15 protein-coding genes are annotated in these 16,691 nt (G+C 70.4%); 12 read left to right on the top strand and 3 right to left on the bottom strand.

The annotated features are described in order from the left end of the window. Positions 1–374 precede the first annotated feature (374 nt). Both aceE and FB157_RS27480 read left to right on the top strand, forming a co-directional pair. Complete coding sequence (gene aceE / locus FB157_RS27485) at positions 375–3,122, top strand: pyruvate dehydrogenase (acetyl-transferring), homodimeric type (protein ID WP_145883339.1); 2,748 nt, start codon at positions 375–377, stop codon at positions 3,120–3,122. Between the two features lie 77 nt (positions 3,123–3,199). Next, positions 3,200–3,943 carry a potassium channel family protein gene (locus FB157_RS27480; protein ID WP_145883338.1) on the top strand — a complete coding sequence of 248 codons (744 nt, stop codon included), beginning with the start codon at positions 3,200–3,202 and terminating at the stop codon, positions 3,941–3,943. A gap of 375 nt (positions 3,944–4,318) precedes the next feature. Here the strand turns inward: FB157_RS27480 and FB157_RS27470 are convergent, their stop codons facing one another. Beyond that, positions 4,319–5,965 (bottom strand): MFS transporter, encoded by a 1,647-nt coding sequence (locus tag FB157_RS27470; protein WP_145883336.1) that lies wholly within the window; start codon positions 5,963–5,965, stop codon positions 4,319–4,321. 67 nt (positions 5,966–6,032) lie between these two features. On the opposite strand from FB157_RS27470, the gene FB157_RS27465 reads away from it, so the two are divergent. The 3 genes from FB157_RS27465 to FB157_RS27455 all read left to right on the top strand — a co-directional run bounded on the left by FB157_RS27465 (position 6,033) and on the right by FB157_RS27455 (position 8,884). Further along, positions 6,033–6,659 carry a TetR family transcriptional regulator gene (locus FB157_RS27465; protein WP_145883335.1) on the top strand — a complete coding sequence of 209 codons (627 nt, stop codon included), beginning with the start codon at positions 6,033–6,035 and terminating at the stop codon, positions 6,657–6,659. Between the two features lie 92 nt (positions 6,660–6,751). Next, positions 6,752–7,969 carry an alpha/beta hydrolase gene (locus tag FB157_RS27460; RefSeq protein ID WP_145883334.1) on the top strand — a complete coding sequence of 406 codons (1,218 nt, stop codon included), beginning with the start codon at positions 6,752–6,754 and terminating at the stop codon, positions 7,967–7,969. Positions 7,970–8,035: 66 nt separating this feature from the next. Further along, a complete protein-coding gene (locus tag FB157_RS27455) occupies positions 8,036–8,884 on the top strand; it encodes a DUF4429 domain-containing protein (protein WP_145883333.1) in 849 nt (282 codons plus the stop codon). A gap of 16 nt (positions 8,885–8,900) precedes the next feature. On the opposite strand, the gene FB157_RS27450 is transcribed toward FB157_RS27455, so the two are convergent. Further along, a complete protein-coding gene (locus tag FB157_RS27450) occupies positions 8,901–9,344 on the bottom strand; it encodes a MerR family transcriptional regulator (protein WP_145883332.1) in 444 nt (147 codons plus the stop codon). Between the two features lie 97 nt (positions 9,345–9,441). Here FB157_RS27450 and FB157_RS27445 point away from each other — a divergent pair, with 97 nt between their 5' ends. Then, entirely contained in the window at positions 9,442–9,909 is a 468-nt protein-coding gene (locus FB157_RS27445) for a GNAT family N-acetyltransferase (RefSeq protein ID WP_145883331.1), read from the top strand. An 18-nt stretch (positions 9,910–9,927) separates the two neighbouring features. Then, the gene (locus FB157_RS27440) at positions 9,928–10,749 is read left to right on the top strand and encodes a serine hydrolase (protein WP_145883330.1); all 822 of its coding nucleotides are present in this window, start codon (positions 9,928–9,930) and stop codon (positions 10,747–10,749) included. 154 nt (positions 10,750–10,903) lie between these two features. On the opposite strand, the gene FB157_RS27435 is transcribed toward FB157_RS27440, so the two are convergent. Continuing rightward, complete coding sequence (locus FB157_RS27435) at positions 10,904–11,557, bottom strand: pirin family protein (RefSeq protein WP_145883398.1); 654 nt, start codon at positions 11,555–11,557, stop codon at positions 10,904–10,906. A 108-nt stretch (positions 11,558–11,665) separates the two neighbouring features. Between FB157_RS27435 and fasR the strand changes: the two genes are divergently transcribed. The 5 genes from fasR to fabF all read left to right on the top strand — a co-directional run bounded on the left by fasR (position 11,666) and on the right by fabF (position 16,638). After that, positions 11,666–12,871, top strand: coding sequence for a fatty acid biosynthesis transcriptional regulator FasR (fasR, locus tag FB157_RS27430; protein ID WP_145883329.1), 1,206 nt, complete (start codon positions 11,666–11,668; stop codon positions 12,869–12,871). Between the two features lie 89 nt (positions 12,872–12,960). After that, positions 12,961–13,914, top strand: coding sequence for an ACP S-malonyltransferase (locus FB157_RS27425; RefSeq protein ID WP_145883328.1), 954 nt, complete (start codon positions 12,961–12,963; stop codon positions 13,912–13,914). A gap of 15 nt (positions 13,915–13,929) precedes the next feature. Next, positions 13,930–14,961, top strand: a complete 1,032-nt coding sequence (locus FB157_RS27420) for a ketoacyl-ACP synthase III (protein WP_145883327.1) — start codon at positions 13,930–13,932, stop codon at positions 14,959–14,961. A gap of 79 nt (positions 14,962–15,040) precedes the next feature. Then, positions 15,041–15,289 carry an acyl carrier protein gene (locus FB157_RS27415; RefSeq protein WP_046425089.1) on the top strand — a complete coding sequence of 83 codons (249 nt, stop codon included), beginning with the start codon at positions 15,041–15,043 and terminating at the stop codon, positions 15,287–15,289. Between the two features lie 86 nt (positions 15,290–15,375). Further along, a complete protein-coding gene (gene fabF / locus FB157_RS27410) occupies positions 15,376–16,638 on the top strand; it encodes a beta-ketoacyl-ACP synthase II (protein WP_145883326.1) in 1,263 nt (420 codons plus the stop codon). Positions 16,639–16,691 lie beyond the last annotated feature (53 nt).

The raw sequence follows: 16,691 nt of genomic DNA, 5'->3' as shown, positions 1-16,691 counted from the left end.
TCAGCCACGCGCGTGCGCGAAGCATTGGCCGTAGTCCACACGGGCGGGACGGATCGCGCAAGTACCCGGCCGTTCAGACCGCCGAAACGGTGACGTTCCTGGCCGTGTCGCCGCAACTTCTGGCACCGTACCCCGATTCGCCATGACCCACATCACACCGGTGCGCCCGGTTTGCGCCGTTCGGAATCATCCGGCACTACGGCCCTCGAACAAGTTTGCCAAGTCCGTCACAGCCCGGGCGTATCGTTGCGTTTTGGCCGGACCCACGCCTTGGTTACCCCACGGTAGAGATGACGTGGGCCTTCCCGAGGTACACGATGGGGATCGGTGTAGGCAGTAGGAAAAAAGTGGCCCTCTGACAGGTAAGGAACAGCGTGGCTTCCGGATCCGATCGCAATCCGATCATCATTGGCGGCCTTCCGAGTCAGGTTCCTGACTTCGATCCCGAAGAGACCCAGGAGTGGCTCGACTCCCTCGACGCCGCCGTGGACGAGCGCGGCCGTGAGCGGGCCCGCTACCTCATGCTGCGCCTGATCGAGCGGGCCCGCGAGAAGCGCGTGGCCGTGCCGGAGATGCGCAGCACGGACTACGTCAACACGATCCCCACCCGGGCCGAGCCGTTCTTCCCCGGCAACGAGGAGATCGAGCGCCGGATCCTCAACGCGACCCGCTGGAACGCGGCCGTGATGGTCTCGCGCGCGCAGCGCCCCGGGATCGGCGTCGGCGGCCACATCGCCACCTTCGCGTCCTCCGCCTCCCTGTACGACGTGGGCTTCAACCACTTCTTCCGCGGCAAGGACGAGGGCGACGGCGGCGACCAGGTCTTCTTCCAGGGCCACGCCTCCCCTGGCATCTACGCGCGCGCGTACATGCTCGACCGGCTCAGCGCGGAGCAGCTCGACGGCTTCCGCCAGGAGAAGTCGAAGTACCCGAACGCGCTGTCCAGCTACCCGCACCCGCGCTCCATGCCGGACTTCTGGGAGTTCCCGACCGTCTCCATGGGCCTCGGCCCGCTGGGCGCGATCTACCAGGCCCGGATGAACCGCTACATGCAGGCGCGCGGCATCGCGGACACCTCCAAGTCGCACGTGTGGGCGTTCCTCGGCGACGGCGAGATGGACGAGCCGGAGTCGCTCGGCCAGCTGACGATCGCCGCGCGCGAGGGCCTGGACAACCTGACCTTCGTCGTCAACTGCAACCTGCAGCGCCTGGACGGCCCGGTGCGCGGCAACGGCAAGATCATCCAGGAGCTGGAGTCGGTCTTCCGGGGCGCCGGCTGGAACGTGATCAAGCTGGTCTGGGACCGCACCTGGGACCCGCTGCTCGCCCAGGACCGCGACGGCGTGCTGGTCAACAAGATGAACACGACCCCGGACGGCCAGTTCCAGACCTACGCCACCGAGTCCGGCGACTACATCCGCCGGCACTTCTTCGGTGACGACCACCGGCTGCGCGCGATGGTCGAGAACATGACCGACGACCAGATCCTGCACCTGGGCCGCGGCGGTCACGACCACCGCAAGATCTACGCGGCCTTCAAGGCGGCCGTCGAGCACAAGGGCCAGCCCACGGTCATCCTCGCGAAGACGATCAAGGGCTGGACGCTGGGCCCGAACTTCGAGGGCCGCAACGCCACGCACCAGATGAAGAAGCTGACGGTCGACGACCTCAAGGGCTTCCGGGACCGTCTGCACCTGCCGATCTCCGACAAGGAGCTGGAGTCCGGCCTGCCGCCGTACTACCACCCGGGCCGGGACTCGGAGGAGATCCAGTACATGCACGACCGGCGCAAGGGGCTCGGCGGGTACGTCCCGACGCGCGTCGTGCGCTCCCAGCCGCTGCAGCTGCCCGACGACAAGACGTACGCGACCGTGAAGAAGGGCACCGGTCAGCAGTCCATCGCCACCACGATGGCCTTTGTCCGGCTCCTCAAGGACCTCATGCGGGACAAGGAGATCGGCCGGCGGTTCGTGCTGATCGCACCGGACGAGTACCGCACGTTCGGCATGGACTCGTTCTTCCCGAGCGCCAAGATCTACAACCCGCTCGGCCAGCAGTACGAGGCGGTCGACCGTGACCTGCTGCTCGCGTACAAGGAGTCGCCGACCGGCCAGATGCTGCACGACGGCATCTCGGAGGCGGGCTGCACGGCCTCCCTGATCGCGGCGGGCTCGGCCTACGCCACGCACGGCGAGCCGCTCATCCCGGTCTACGTCTTCTACTCGATGTTCGGTTTCCAGCGCACCGGCGACCAGTTCTGGCAGATGGCCGACCAGCTGTCGCGCGGATTCGTACTGGGTGCGACCGCGGGCCGTACGACCCTGACCGGTGAGGGCCTCCAGCACGCGGACGGCCACTCCCAGTTGCTCGCCTCGACGAACCCGGCGTGCGTGGCCTACGACCCGGCCTACTCGTACGAGATCGCGCACATCGTCCAGGACGGCCTGCGCCGGATGTACGGCAGCGACGCCGAGCACCCGCACGGCGAGGACGTCTTCTACTACCTCACCGTCTACAACGAGCCGATCCAGCACCCGGCCGAGCCGGCGAACGTGGACGTCGAGGGCATCCTCAAGGGCATCCACCGGATCAGCGAGGGCGCGGCGGGCTCGGTCCCGGCGCAGATCATGGCGTCCGGTGTCGCGGTGCCGTGGGCGCTGGAGGCCCAGAGGCTCCTCGCCGAGGACTGGAACGTGAAGGCCGACGTCTGGTCGGCGACCTCCTGGAACGAGCTGCGGCGCGAGGCCGTGGCGGTGGAGGAGCACAACCTGCTGCACCCGGAGGAGGAGCAGCGGGTGCCGTACGTGACGCAGAAGCTGAGCGGTTCCGAGGGACCGTTCGTGGCCGTGTCCGACTGGATGCGATCGGTACCCGACCAGATCGCCCGGTGGGTGCCCGGCACGTACCAGTCGCTGGGTGCCGACGGCTTCGGCTTCGCGGACACCCGTGGCGCGGCCCGCCGCTTCTTCCACATCGACGCCCAGTCGATCGTGGTGGCGGTGCTGACCGAGCTGGCCCGGGAGGGCAAGGTCGACCGGTCCGTGCTGAAGCAGGCCATCGACCGGTACCAGCTGCTGGACGTCTCGGCGGCGCACCCGGGCGCCGCGGGCGGCGACGCGTAACGCTGTACGGCCTGCGCGGGCCGAGGGCGGTGGATTTCGATTCTCCACCGCCCTTGCGTTTTCCTTACGATGCGGACATGCAGCAGCAATCGGCGCAGACGCGGTGGGAGCGGCGCACCCAACGGCCCCTGCTGGCGCTGGCCGTGGCCTTCGCCGTCGCGTATGCCGTGCCGATCGTGGACAGTTCCGCGGGGCAGGACCTGACGGTCGTGTGCACGGTGGTGGAGTGGGTGGTCTGGGGCGCGTTCGCCGTGGACTACCTGATACGGCTCACGCTCACGCCCCGGCGCAAGGAGTTCGTGCGGACGCACTGGCTCGACCTGTGCGCGGTGGTGCTGCCCGTCCTGCAGCCGCTCAGGCTGTTGCGGCTGGTGTCGACGCTGATGCTGGTGGGGCGGCGGGCCCGGATGGCTCCGCAGATCCGGCTGACGACGTATGTCGTGGGGTCGGTGGTCGGGTTGTTGATGTTCGGGTCGCTCGCCGTGCTGTCGGTGGAGCGGGAGTCGCCGAACGGGAACATCCGGACGCTGGGTGATGCGGTGTGGTGGTCCTTCACGACGATGACGACCGTGGGGTACGGGGACCATGCGCCGACGACCGGTCTGGGGTGGATGATCGCGGTCGGGCTGATGCTGTCGGGGATCGCGCTGCTGGGTGTCGTCACCGCGAACATCGCCGCGTGGTTCATCTCGCGGTTCGAGAAGGACGACGTGGAGGAACGGCGGCAGACGGAGGCGATCGCCTCTTTGGCGGAGGAGGTTCGGCTGCTGCGAGCTGAAGTGGCTCGGTTGGCTGCGGACCGTGAAGAACAACGGAGTTGACCCGGCACCCCTCGCCGGCCCGCGCCGGCGGGGTGCCGCTGCGCCCACCCGTGCCGCCCCAGCGGCACGAGTGCCCGCAGCTACGCGCATGCACTGTGCGGGTGCGGCGACTGCGACATCCCAGGGGCGCGGGGCTGTATCGATGTGCGGCTCCGCCGCGCGGGCGCGACCAGCCCCAACCGGGCCGCAGACGAAGCACAGCCACATCGCCGAAGGCGAAGGCGCGCGCAGCCCCCTCCGCAGCGCGCGCCGCGGCCCGGTCGTCCTCCCATGTCCTGCGGAGGACTTGACCCACTGTGACCTGCGGCGCGTGCCGAGTGCGAGGAATCTTTAGCGGAGTCACCCTGATAGGGGAAATCCGCCCCGGACGGGTCCTCAGATGTGGCCGACTCCCGCGCCCGCCTCCGCGTTCTGCCCGCGCTTGGTGAGCAGCGCGACGAGGATGGCGACCGCCGCCACGCCCGCCGCGACCAGGGACGCGAGGCTCATGCCGGAGATGAACGTGTCATGGGCGACGCCGGTGATCTTAGCGATGACCGGCTCCGGGGTGCCCTTGGCGACGGGGGCCACACCGACCTGAACGGCCTCGGAGGCCTTGTCCAGCTGAGCCGGGGTCAGCGGCGGCAGCCCCGCGCCGGTCCAGTTGCCCGGCAGGTCGCTGTCGACCTTCGAGGCCATCACGGCACCCAGCACCGCCGTACCGAGGCTGCCGCCGATCTGCATGGCCGCCTGCTGGAGGCCGCCCGCCACACCGGACAGTTCCATGGGCGCGTTGCCGACGATGACCTCGGTGGCGCCGACCATGACCGGCGCGAGGCCGAAGCCGAGGAGGGCGAACCAGATCGACATCACACCGCTGCCGGTGTCGGCCTTCAGCGTCGACATGCCGTACATGGCGATCGCGGTCGCGGCCATGCCGCCGGCCAGCGGGATGCGCGGGCCGAGCTTGGTGATCGCGGCGCCCGCGAGCGGGGAGCCGACGATCATCATGCCGGTGAGGGGCAGCAGGTGCAGACCGGCGTCGATGGGGCTCATACCGTGCACGTTCTGGAGGTAGAACGTCACGAAGAACAGGCCGCCCATGAAGGCGATCGCCATCAGGACCATCAGCACGACACCCGCGGACAGCGGCACCGAGCGGAACAGACCCAGCGGGATCAGCGGTTCGGCGACCCTCGTCTCCCAGAAGGCGAAGAAGGCGAAGAGCAGCACCGAGGCGGCGATGAAGAGCCATGTCCGGCCGGAGCCCCAGCCCCAGCTCGGCGCCTTGATCAGGGCCCACACCAGGCAGAACATCGCGCCGGAGAGCAGGACGATGCCGAGGATGTCGAACGAGCGCGGGGCGCTGTGTCCATTTTCCGGGCTCCGCCCGAGGGCGGCGCGGTGGTCGCGCAGGATCAGCACGCCCAGGACCAGGGCCAGCAGACCGACCGGCACGTTGATGAAGAACACCGACTGCCAGTTGACGTGCTCCACCAGGACACCGCCGAGGATCGGGCCGCCCGCGGTGGAGGCGCCGATCACCATGCCCCAGATGCCGATCGCCATGTTGAGCTTCTCGGCCGGGAAGGTGGCCCGCAGCAGACCGAGCGCGGCCGGCATCAGCAGCGCGCCGAACAGGCCCTGGAAGACGCGGAACGTGACCACCGCGGCGATGCTGTTCGACAGCCCGATGGCGCCGGACGCGGCGGCGAAGCCGGTCACGCCGATGAGGAAGGTCTGCCGGTGGCCGAAGCGGTCACCGAGCTTGCCCGCGGTGATCAGGGAGACCGCGAGGGCGAGGAAGTACCCGTTGGTGATCCACTGGACGTCGGCGAAGCTCGCCTTGAGGTCCTTCTGGATGGCCGGGTTGGCGATCGCCACGATGGTGCCGTCGAGGGCCACCATCATGACCCCTACGGCGACGGTGATGAGGGTGAGCCACGGGTGCCCGCGCAGCCCCGCGGCCGGGGTCGCCTCCGGCGGGGCTGCCGGCGTCCTGTCCTCCGGCCCCGTCGTGTCGATGGTGGTCTGACTAGTCATGCGTTCGAGGCTAGTGACAGCCACTGACAATTGACAAACCAATTCACAAGTCGGTAACTGACACATTATGGAAACACTGCGTGAGCGCAAGAAGCAGCGCACCCGGGACGCCCTGCTGCGCTCCGCCCTCGAACTGTTCACGACCCGCGGCTACGAGCACACGACCGTCGACGAGATCGCCGAGGCCGTAGGCGTCTCGCAGCGCACCTTCTTCCGCTACTTCGCCGGCAAGGAGGACGCGGCGTTCGCCGTCCAGGACCTGGCGGAGGCCCGCTTCGTGACCGCGGTGCGGGAACGGCCGGCGCACGAGACCCCGATGGAGACGCTGCGGCAGGCCGTGCTGGAGGGCTGGGACGGGCTCAGCGAGGCCGTCGAGGCGGTCGTACCGGTCGAGTTGTACGTGCGTATGTACCGGACCATCGAGTCGACCCCGTCCCTGCTCGCCGCCCATCTGCTGCGCTCCGCGGCCACGGAGGAGACCCTGGCGCGGCTGCTCGCCGAACGGGAGGGCGTCGACGTGGACGCCGACCCGCGGCCGCGGCTGGCCGTGGCCGTCTTCGGCGGGGTGATAAGGGTCACCGAGCGGCAGTGGAGCACGGGCGACGACTTCAGCATGGAGGCGATCCGCGAACTCACCGCGTCGTACCTCGATCAGGTGGGTTCCGCGCTCACCGGGAACTGGCGTATCACCTGAGGTCGTTCAGGGTTCGTTCGACACCTAACGAAACGTGATACCTGTCACTCGGTTACCCCGAGACCCTCCCGTTCTCCTAGTGTGTCCTCCCAGTGACTTCCTTCGACACCTCCCCGCAATTCAACGTCTGGCGCATGCTGCTCGCGCTGGCCGTGGTGTTCGTGATGCTCGCGACCACCGGCTGGACCGCGCTGCGCAGCCACCGGGAAGCGAGCGCTCTGCAGGCCTCGCTCGCCAAGTGGGAGCACGGCAGCATCCACGGCCTGCACCTGCCGGACCCCAAGGGCTCCCCGGCGCGGCTCGCCCACTTCTTCGCCTCGCTCACCCCGCACGAGCAGGACCGCCTCGCCCACCGCTACCCCCTCGCGGTCGGCAACATGAACGGCGCGCCCGTCTCGCTGCGCTACCGCGCCAACCACGTCGCACTGGAGCAGGCGCGCAAGGTCGAGAAGAAGCGCATGCACGACAGCCGGCTCAGCGCGGCCGGACAGCAGGACGCGGGGCGTCGTATGCACCGCTACGAGTCGCTGCTGAACCCCGGACGGCAGATCCTCGCCTTCGACCCGGAGGGGTCGGGCCGGATCGCCGAGGTCGTCGGCAACCTCACCGAGGCCGAGCGGATCTCCGTCGTCGTCCCCGGCGTCGCCACCGACCTGCTCACCTTCCAGCGCACGAACCGCAGGTACAGCGCCCCGGTCGGCATGGCCAAGGCCCTGTACGCGGCCGAGCGGGAGCAGAGCCCCACGACCCGTACGGCCGTGATCGCCTGGGCCGACTACACCGCGCCGGACGGACTCGGTGTGGACGCGGCCACGGGGCTGCGCGCCGCGGAGGGCGCCCTGCGCCTGAACGCGCTGCTGGACGCTCTGCCCGGCAAGGCTCCGGTGTCGATGTTCTGCCACAGCTACGGCTCGGTGGTCTGCGGGGTCGCCGCGCACGGCATGCCCCGCCGGGTGACCGACATAGCGGTGGCCGCGAGCCCCGGCATGCGCGTCGGCAAGGCCTCCGGCCTGGGCACCTCGGCCCGGGTATGGGCGATGCGGGACGCCACCGACTGGGTGCAGGACGTGCCGTACCTGGAGGTCGGCGGGCTCGGGCACGGCGCCGACCCGGTCTCCTCCGCGTTCGGCGCACGGGTGCTGTCGGCGCAGGACGCGCAGGGTCACGCGGGCTATTTCCAGCCGGGCACGGACAGCCTGCGCAACCTCGCCGACATCGGGGTGGGCGCGTACGACGCGGTCACCTGCGCACGCGAGAACGATGCGTGCCGGGCCGGTCTGCCCCGCACGTCGATGGCCCAACGCGCGTAGAAACAGCAGGAAGTGCGGTCTGCGCGGGTGGCGACGGAGGAGCACGTGCCGCATACGATGAGCCGCATGGGTGACGTACTGGCGGGTTTTCATGCCGTCTGGGAGTTCGAGTCCGACTCCGTGCTCATCCGCTACGAACGGGGGATTCGAACACCGAAGCTCTTCCAGGCGCTGGGCGAACGGCGGATCCCGCTGTCGGCGGTCGAGGAAGTGGCTCTCACGCCGGGCAAGCGCGGCACCGTCGCACTGCGGCTGCGGCCGCGCGTCGGCGCCGACCCGCTGTGGGAGGCGGCGTCCGGGCAGCTGCGCGAGGGATCGGACCCGTACCGGCTGGCGCTGCCGGCCGAGCGGTCGACGCTCGCGGAGTACTACGCCGACGAACTGAAGGGGCTGCTGACCGAGTCCGGGCCCACCGACCGGTACCTGGTGGCCGCGCCGACGGCACCGCTGCAGTTCAAGGCGTACGACGGGAAGGCCTCCTTCGACGGGACCACCGTGCAGTTCCGGTGGTCCTGGACGGGAGCCTCCTCGGCGAAGTGGAAGGCCGGGGACCAGAGCTTCGCGGTCAGCGGCCTCAGCGGGGTGGAGTGGCGGTCGCCGGAGGTCTTCGAGGGACATCTGCGGCTGCTGCCCCGCGAGGGCGGCTCCGCCCGGCCGGCGCAGCCCGACCAGGATCCGGCGTCCGTCGTCTTCGGGCTCGGCTACGGCCCGGTGCACGAGTCGCTGCCGTTCGCGGCGGCCGTCCTGGAGGCCGCACGCACCCGCGGGCCGGTACCGGCGGTCCCGGCCCCGGCACGCCGGGACCCGGCCGACATCGCCGAGCGGATCCGCCACCTCGGGGAGCTGCACCGGGCGGGGCTCCTCACGGACGAGGAGTTCTCGCAGAAGAAGGCGGAACTGCTGGCCGAGCTGTAGTCGGCGCCCTGCGCGGTCAGCGCTCCGTGGCGTAGAAGCTGATCTTCCGGTCCAGCACCGAGAGGGTGTCGTGCAGCTCCGCGATCCTGGCCAGCACGTCCCGACGGGTGGACTCCAGCAGGGCCTGGCGCTCCGGGTAGGTCGTCTCGCCCTCGCGCACGAGTTCCGCGTAGCGGACCATGTCCGCAACCGGCATGCCGGTCAGGCGGAGCTTGGTCACGAAGTCCAGCCAGTCCAGGTCGCGGTTGCTGTAGCGGCGCTGGCCGGTGTGGGAGCGGTCGATGTGGGACATCAGCCCGATCCGCTCGTACCAGCGCAAGGTGTGTGCGGTCAGGCCGGTGAAGGCGACGACCTCGCTGATCGTGTAGCGGTCCTGTCCGTCGGGGCGTGGGTGCCGCCGGGGCGGGGCTGCGCAGATGTCGGTCCGGTTCGCGTTCTCCTCGGTCTGCATCACCGTCATGGCCCCACGCTATGGCCTTCGAGTGCACTCCAGGCAAGCGAAACCCGGTAAGAAACCCCCGCGACGGGCCCGGGGCGCGGTCATTAGCGTGTGGGACATGATTCCCGTACGCCGGGCGCTGCCCGAGGACGCCGAGGAAGTGCTGCGACTGCGGCAGGTGATGATCGATTCGATGTCGGGCGACCCTTCCACCGACTGGCACGAGGAGTCCCTGCCGGGACTGCGCGCCCGGCTGGGCGAGCCGGACGGGGGCTTCGCCGCCTTCGTCGTGGACCACCCGGAGCGGCCGGGGGCACTGGCCGCGCTGGTGGCCGGGACGGTCGACTACCGGATCGGGAAGGCGGGCGATCCGTTCGGGACGGTCGGGTTCGTCTTCAGCGTGGCCACCGACCCGGGCACCCGGCGCCGGGGGTACGCGCGGGCGTGCATGGACACGCTGCTGGACTGGTTCCGCGAGCGCGGCGCCGGCCGCGTCCACCTCACCTCGTCCGCCGAGGCCGCGCCGCTCTACGCCGACCTCGGCTTCAGCCCCAAGCCCGAGCCTTTGATGGAGCTGAAGCTCTGAGCGCTTAGGCTCGACGGCATGTCACTGAAGAGCCTCGCGTTGATCGAGAACTGGCCGGTTCCCACCGCCGCGGCCGGTGTCGTACGGGCCGACGGGACCGTCCTCGGGACCCATGGGCCCGTCGGGCACCGGTTTCCGCTGGCCTCGGTGACCAAGCCGCTGGCGGCCTACGCGGCGCTGGTCGCGTACGAGGAGGGTGCCGTCGAGCTGGACGAGCCGGCCGGGCCGGCCGGTGCGACCGTCCGCCATCTGCTCGCGCACACCTCCGGGCTGGCCTTCGACGAGCACAAGCTGATGGCGCCTCCCGGGGAGCGGCGGCTGTACTCCAACGCCGGGTTCGAGCAGCTCGGGGATCACATCGCCAAGGCGACGGACATCGCGTTCGCGGAGTATCTGCGGCAGGCGGTGCTGGAGCCGTTGGGGATGACGCGGACCTCGCTGGACGGGTCCCCCGCCAAGGACGGCGTCTCGACGGTGGACGATCTGCTGCGGTTCGCGGCGGAGGTGCAGGCGCCGAGGCTGCTCGACCCGCGTACGGTCGCCGAGGCGATGACGGTGCAGTACCCGGGGACGAAGGGTGTCCTCCCCGGCTACGGGCACCAGAACCCCAACGACTGGGGGCTGGGCTTCGAGATCCGTGACTCCAAGTCGCCGCACTGGACGGGGTCTTCGTCCTCGCCGCGCACCTTCGGACACTTCGGCCAGTCCGGCACGTTCCTGTGGATCGACCCGGCCGCGGGTGTGGCCGCCGTCGCCCTGACGGACCGCGCGTTCGGCTCCTGGGCGACCGAGGTGTGGCCGGCGTTCACGGACGCGGTGCTCTCCGAGCTGCGCGGCTGACCTTTCGGCTGCGGGCCGGTGGGGGCCCCTCGCGCCCGCGCGGCGGAGCCGCATGTCGAACACTGCCCGCACCCTGGGGAGTTGCAGCGCCCGTACCGGCATGCGCAGCGGCACCCCCGCCCAGCCCACGGGCACCCACGGCCGAACGGCCCCCTTACGGCGCCATCTCCCACAGCAGCAGTTCCGCCGGCGTGACCCCGACCGCCTCCAGGCCCTCCGCGGCCGTGATCCGGGCCGAGTCCCCCGGGCCCAGCGTCTCCCCCGCCAGGCGGACCTCGCCGCGCACCACGTGGACGTAGACCTGCGCCGCGTCCGGCACGGCCGTCCGCTCCCCCGCGGCCAGGCGGCGGACGTGGAGCATCGCACCGGCGGCGGGGACGGCGTACGGGGTGGAGTCGGCGATGCCCGGGACGATCGAGTAGGACGGGTCGCCGCCGGGCGTCAGGGGGGCCAGCCACATCTGGAGGAAGACCAGGGGGGTGGAGCCGTCGTTGCGCTCCACGTGCCGGACGCCCGCCGCCGCGCTGAGGTGCTGGACGTCTCCGGCGCGGACCCGGGTCTCGTGGCCCGTGGAGTCGCGGTGGGTCAGTTCGCCCTCGACGACCCAGGTGACGATCTCCGTGTGGCTGTGCGGGTGCTCGTCGAAGCCGGCGCCGGGGGCGAGCCGTTCCTCGTTGCAGGCGATCACCGCGCCGAAGCGCAGGTTCCCGGGGTCGTAGTGCGGGCCGAAGGAGAAGGCGTGGCGGGTGTCGATCCCGGTCCCGGGGTCCCCTCCGGGGTAGCGCTCCGCGGCGCGCCGTACGTCCATCACGGCACCACCGTAGACCGCGCGCACACCTGCCGGGCCCGGCGGGGGCGTCTCACCTGCTGACCCCGGCGGCGCACGCTCAGGTCCGGATAAGGCAGTCTTGTCCACGTGCCCGAACCCGAATCCCGCCACAGCGAACACGCAGCACGCGCCGTCCACCCGCACTCCGCGACCCTGAAGCGGCTGGAGAAGTCCTCCGGGAGCCTCGCCGCGCAGGCCATCGCACGCATGGACGAGAGCCTGCCGTGGTACCGGGCCATGCCCCCGGAGAACCGTTCCTGGATCGGGCTCGTGGCCCAGGCGGGCATCGCCGCCTTCACCGAGTGGTTCCGGCATCCCGACGCTCCGCAGGCGATCTCGACGGATGTCTTCGGGACGGCGCCCCGTGAGCTGACCCGGGCCATCACGCTGCGGCAGACCGTGGAGATGGTGCGCACCACCATCGAGGTCATGGAGAGCGCCATCGACGAGGTGGCGGCGCCCGGCGACGAGAACGTGCTGCGCGAGGCACTGCTCGTGTACGCCCGGGAGATCGCCTTCGCCACCGCCCAGGTGTACGCCCAGGCCGCCGAGGCACGCGGTGCCTGGGACGCGCGGCTGGAGTCGCTCGTCGTCAACGCCGTACTGAGCGGGGAGGCCGACGAGGGGGCCGTGAGCCGGGCCGCAGCGCTGGGCTGGAACTCGCCCGAGCATGTGTGTGTCGTGCTCGGAACCGCTCCCGACGGGGACAGCGAGCTGACCGTGGAGGCGATCAGGAGGGCGTCGCGGCACGCCAAGCTCCAGGTGCTCACCGGGGTGCTCGGCGACCGGCTGGTCGTCATCGCGGGCGGCAGCTCGAATCCGCTCGCCGTCGCCAAGTCGCTGATCGGGCCGTTCGCGGCCGGACCGGTCGTCGCCGGGCCCGTCGTACCCGATCTGCTGGCCGCCACGCGGTCCGCGCAGGCCGCCGCCGCGGGGCTGAAGGCGTGTTCCGCCTGGCAGGACGCGCCGCGGCCGGTGCTGGCGGACGATCTGCTGCCGGAGCGCGCCATCGCGGGTGATCCGAGCGCCCGCGAGCAGCTGGTGGAGGAGATCTACAGACCGCTGGAGGAAGCTGGTTCGGCGCTCCTGGAAACGCTGAGTGTCTACCTGGAGCAGGCGAGCAGCCTGGAGGGCGCGGCCCGGATGCTCTTCGTTCACCCGAACACCGTGCGCTACCGGCTCCGACGTGTGACAGACGTCACCGGTTGGTCGCCTTCGGATGTACGATCCGCCTTCACACTGCGGATCGCGCTGATCCTGGGGCGTCTGGCCGATGGAGACGCCCAACCCTAGGCTTTTGTCGGGGCCCCACAAAAGCCCCCCGTGTTCTTCGTCCCTGTCCCCACGGGCGGCCCCGGCCGTCCCCAAGAGAGAGTGTGAGAGTGCTCGTACTCGTCGCTCCCGGCCAGGGCGCCCAGACGCCCGGCTTCCTGACTCCCTGGCTCGACCTCCCCGGTGCCGCCGACCGCGTCGCCGCGTGGTCGGACGCCATCGGACTGGACCTCGTCCACTACGGCACCCAGGCCGACGCGGACGCCATCCGCGACACCGCGGTGGCGCAGCCGCTGCTGGTCGCCGCCGGCATCCTGTCCGCCGCGGCACTCGGTGACATCGCCGAGATCGCCCCGGGCGCCGTCGCCGGTCACAGCGTCGGTGAGATCACCGCCGCCTCCTTCGCGGGCGTCCTGGACGACACCGCCGCGCTCGGCCTCGTCCGCAGGCGCGGTCTGGCCATGGCCGACGCCGCCGCGATCACCGAGACCGGTATGTCCGCGCTGCTCGGCGGTGACCCCGAGGTCTCCGTCGCGCACCTGGAGAAGCTGGGCCTGACCCCCGCGAACGTCAACGGCGCGGGCCAGATCGTCGCCGCGGGCACGCTGGAGCAGCTCGCCGTGCTGAACGAGGACATGCCCGAGGGCGTCCGCAAGGTCGTCCCGCTGAAGGTCGCCGGCGCCTTCCACACGCACCACATGGCTCCTGCCGTGGACGCGCTGGCCAAGGCCGCCGCCGAGCTGACGCCCGGCGACCCGAAGGTCACCTACGTCTCCAACAAGGACGGCCAGGCCGTCGCCACCGGCGCCGAGGTGCTGGAGCGGCTGGTCGGCCAGGTCGCCAACCCGGTGCGCTGGGACCTGTGCATGGAGACGTTCAAGGCACTGGGTGTCACCGCGCTCATCGAGGTGTGCCCGGGCGGCACGCTGACCGGCCTGGCCAAGCGGGCCCTTCCGGGCGTCAGGACGCTGGCCCTGAAGACCCCCGACGACCTCGACGCGGCCCGCGAGCTCATCGCCGCAGCAGCTGATTCCGCTGCTGCCGCAGCGGGCGCCGACGCTTAAGGAGCCGTACCGATCATGGCGAAGATCAAGCCCAGCAAGGGCGCCCCGTACGCGCGCATCCTCGGTGTCGGCGGCTACCGGCCGGTCCGCGTGGTGCCCAACGAGGTGATCCTCGAGAAGATCGACTCGTCCGACGAGTGGATCCGTTCGCGCTCCGGCATCGAGACCCGGCACTGGGCCGGCCCCGACGAGACGGTCGCCGCGATGGCCATCGAGGCCTCCGGCAAGGCGATCGCCGACGCGGGCATCACCGCCGAGCAGATCGGCGCCGTGGTCGTCTCGACCGTCTCGCACTTCAGCCAGACCCCGGCCGTCGCCACCGAGATCGCCGACAAGCTGGGCACCGACAAGGCCGCCGCCTTCGACATCTCGGCCGGCTGCGCGGGCTTCGGCTACGGCCTCACCCTCGCCAAGGGCATGGTGGTGGAAGGTTCCGCCGAGCATGTGCTGGTCATCGGTGTGGAGCGACTGAGCGACCTGACCGACCTGGAGGACCGGGCCACGGCCTTCCTGTTCGGTGACGGCGCCGGCGCGGTCGTGGTCGGCCCCTCCCAGGAGCCGGCGATCGGCCCGACCGTCTGGGGCTCCGAGGGCGACAAGTCCGAGACCATCAAGCAGACCGTGCCCTGGGACCGCTTCCACGTCGGCGACGTCACCACGCTGCCCCTGGACAGCGAGGGCAACATCAAGTTCCCTGCGATCACGCAGGAGGGCCAGGCGGTGTTCCGCTGGGCCGTGTTCGAGATGGCGAAGGTCGCCCAGCAGGCGCTGGACGCGGCCGGAATCACCCCGGACGACCTGGACGTCTTCATTCCGCACCAGGCCAACGTGCGGATCATCGACTCGATGGTGAAGACGTTGAAGCTGCCGGAGCACGTCACGGTCGCCCGTGACATCCGCACCACCGGCAACACCTCGGCCGCCTCGATTCCGCTCGCGATGGAGCGGCTCCTGGCGACCGGGGAGGCGAAGAGCGGCGACACCGCGCTCGTCATCGGATTCGGGGCGGGTCTCGTCTTCGCCGCCACGGTCGTTACCCTCCCCTAGGCACTCCGTGCCGGATCATGCGTCCGGTACGGGATCATCTGCCACAAACCGTCTGGATTATCGAAGAAGGAGCGCCAACATGGCCGCCACTCAGGAAGAGATCGTCGAAGGTCTCGCCGAGATCGTGAACGAGATCGCCGGCATCCCGGTTGAGGACGTCCAGCTGGACAAGTCCTTCACCGACGACCTGGACGTCGACTCGCTGTCCATGGTCGAGGTCGTCGTCGCCGCCGAGGAGCGCTTCGACGTCAAGATCCCCGACGAGGACGTCAAGAACCTCAAGACCGTCGGCGACGCGACCGACTACATCCTCAAGCACCAGGCCTGAGCCACCCCTTAGGCAACAGGCTGCAAGGCCCCGCCACCCGGCGGTGGCGCCGTATGAATCCCGCATCCGTTGGAGAAAGAATTCCCGTGAGCCCGACCAATCGCACCGTGGTCGTCACCGGTATCGGCGCAACCACACCGCTGGGTGGCGACGCAGCCTCGTTCTGGGAGGCCCTGCTCGCCGGCAAGTCCGGCGTCGGTGTCCTCGAACAGGACTGGGCGGCCGAACTGCCGGTCCGTATCGCCGCGCAGATCGCCGTCGAGCCGGGCGAGATCATCCCCCGCCCGCAGGCCCGCAAGCTGGACCGGTCCGCGCAGTTCGCGCTGATCGCCGCCCAGGAGGCCTGGAAGGACGCCGGATTCACCGCCAAGGCCGGTGAGGACGTGTCCGTGAACCCCGACCGGCTGGGTGCGGTCATCGCCTCCGGAATCGGCGGTGTGACGACGCTCCTGGACCAGTACGACGTGCTCAAGGAGAAGGGCGTACGCCGTGTCTCCCCGCACACCGTGCCGATGCTGATGCCCAACTCCCCGGCGGCCAACGTCGGTATCGAGCTGGGTGCCCGCGCCGGTGTGCACACCCCGGTCTCGGCCTGCGCCTCGGGCGCGGAGGCCATCGGGTACGCGATCGAGATGATCCGCACCGGGCGTGCGGACGTGGTCGTGGCCGGTGGTACCGAGGCCGCCATCCACCCGCTTCCCATCGCCGCGTTCGGCAACATGATGGCGATGTCCAAGAACAACGACGACCCCGAGGGCGCCTCGCGTCCGTACGACTCCGGCCGGGACGGCTTCGTGCTCGGCGAGGGCGCCGGTGTGATCGTCCTGGAGTCCGAGGAGCACGCGAAGGCCCGCGGTGCCCGGATCTACGCGGAGGCGGTCGGCCAGGGCATCTCCGCCGACAGCCACCACATCACGCAGCCCGAGCCGTCCGGCAACGGCATCGCGCACGCGCTGCAGAACCTGCTGGACAACACGGACCTGAAGCCGGCCGAGATCGTGCACGTGAACGCGCACGCCACCTCGACGCCGCAGGGTGACGTGGCCGAGATCAAGGCCCTGCGGAAGGTGTTCGGCGACGACGTCGACCACATGGCGATCTCCGCGACCAAGTCGATGACGGGTCACCTGCTCGGTGGCGCCGGTGGTATCGAGACGGTCGCGTCGATCCTGGCGCTGGTGAACCGTACGGCTCCGCCCACGATCAACGTGCGCGAGCTGGACCCCGAGGTCAACGCGGACGTCGTCGTCGGTGAGGCGCGTGCTCTCCCCGAGGGCCGGATCGCCGCGCTGAACGACTCGTTCGGGTTCGGCGGGCACAACGTGGTCCTGGCGTTCCGGACCATCTGAGTGACATGAGGAAGGGCCCCCGCCTGCCGGCGGGGGCCCTTCCTCATGTCCCG

It is taken from the genome of Streptomyces sp. BK340 (assembly GCF_007827595.1).
GTDB lineage: Bacteria > Actinomycetota > Actinomycetes > Streptomycetales > Streptomycetaceae > Streptomyces.
The sequence above is the reverse complement of the archived record's forward strand: the minus strand, read 5'-3'. Positions and strand labels throughout refer to the sequence as shown.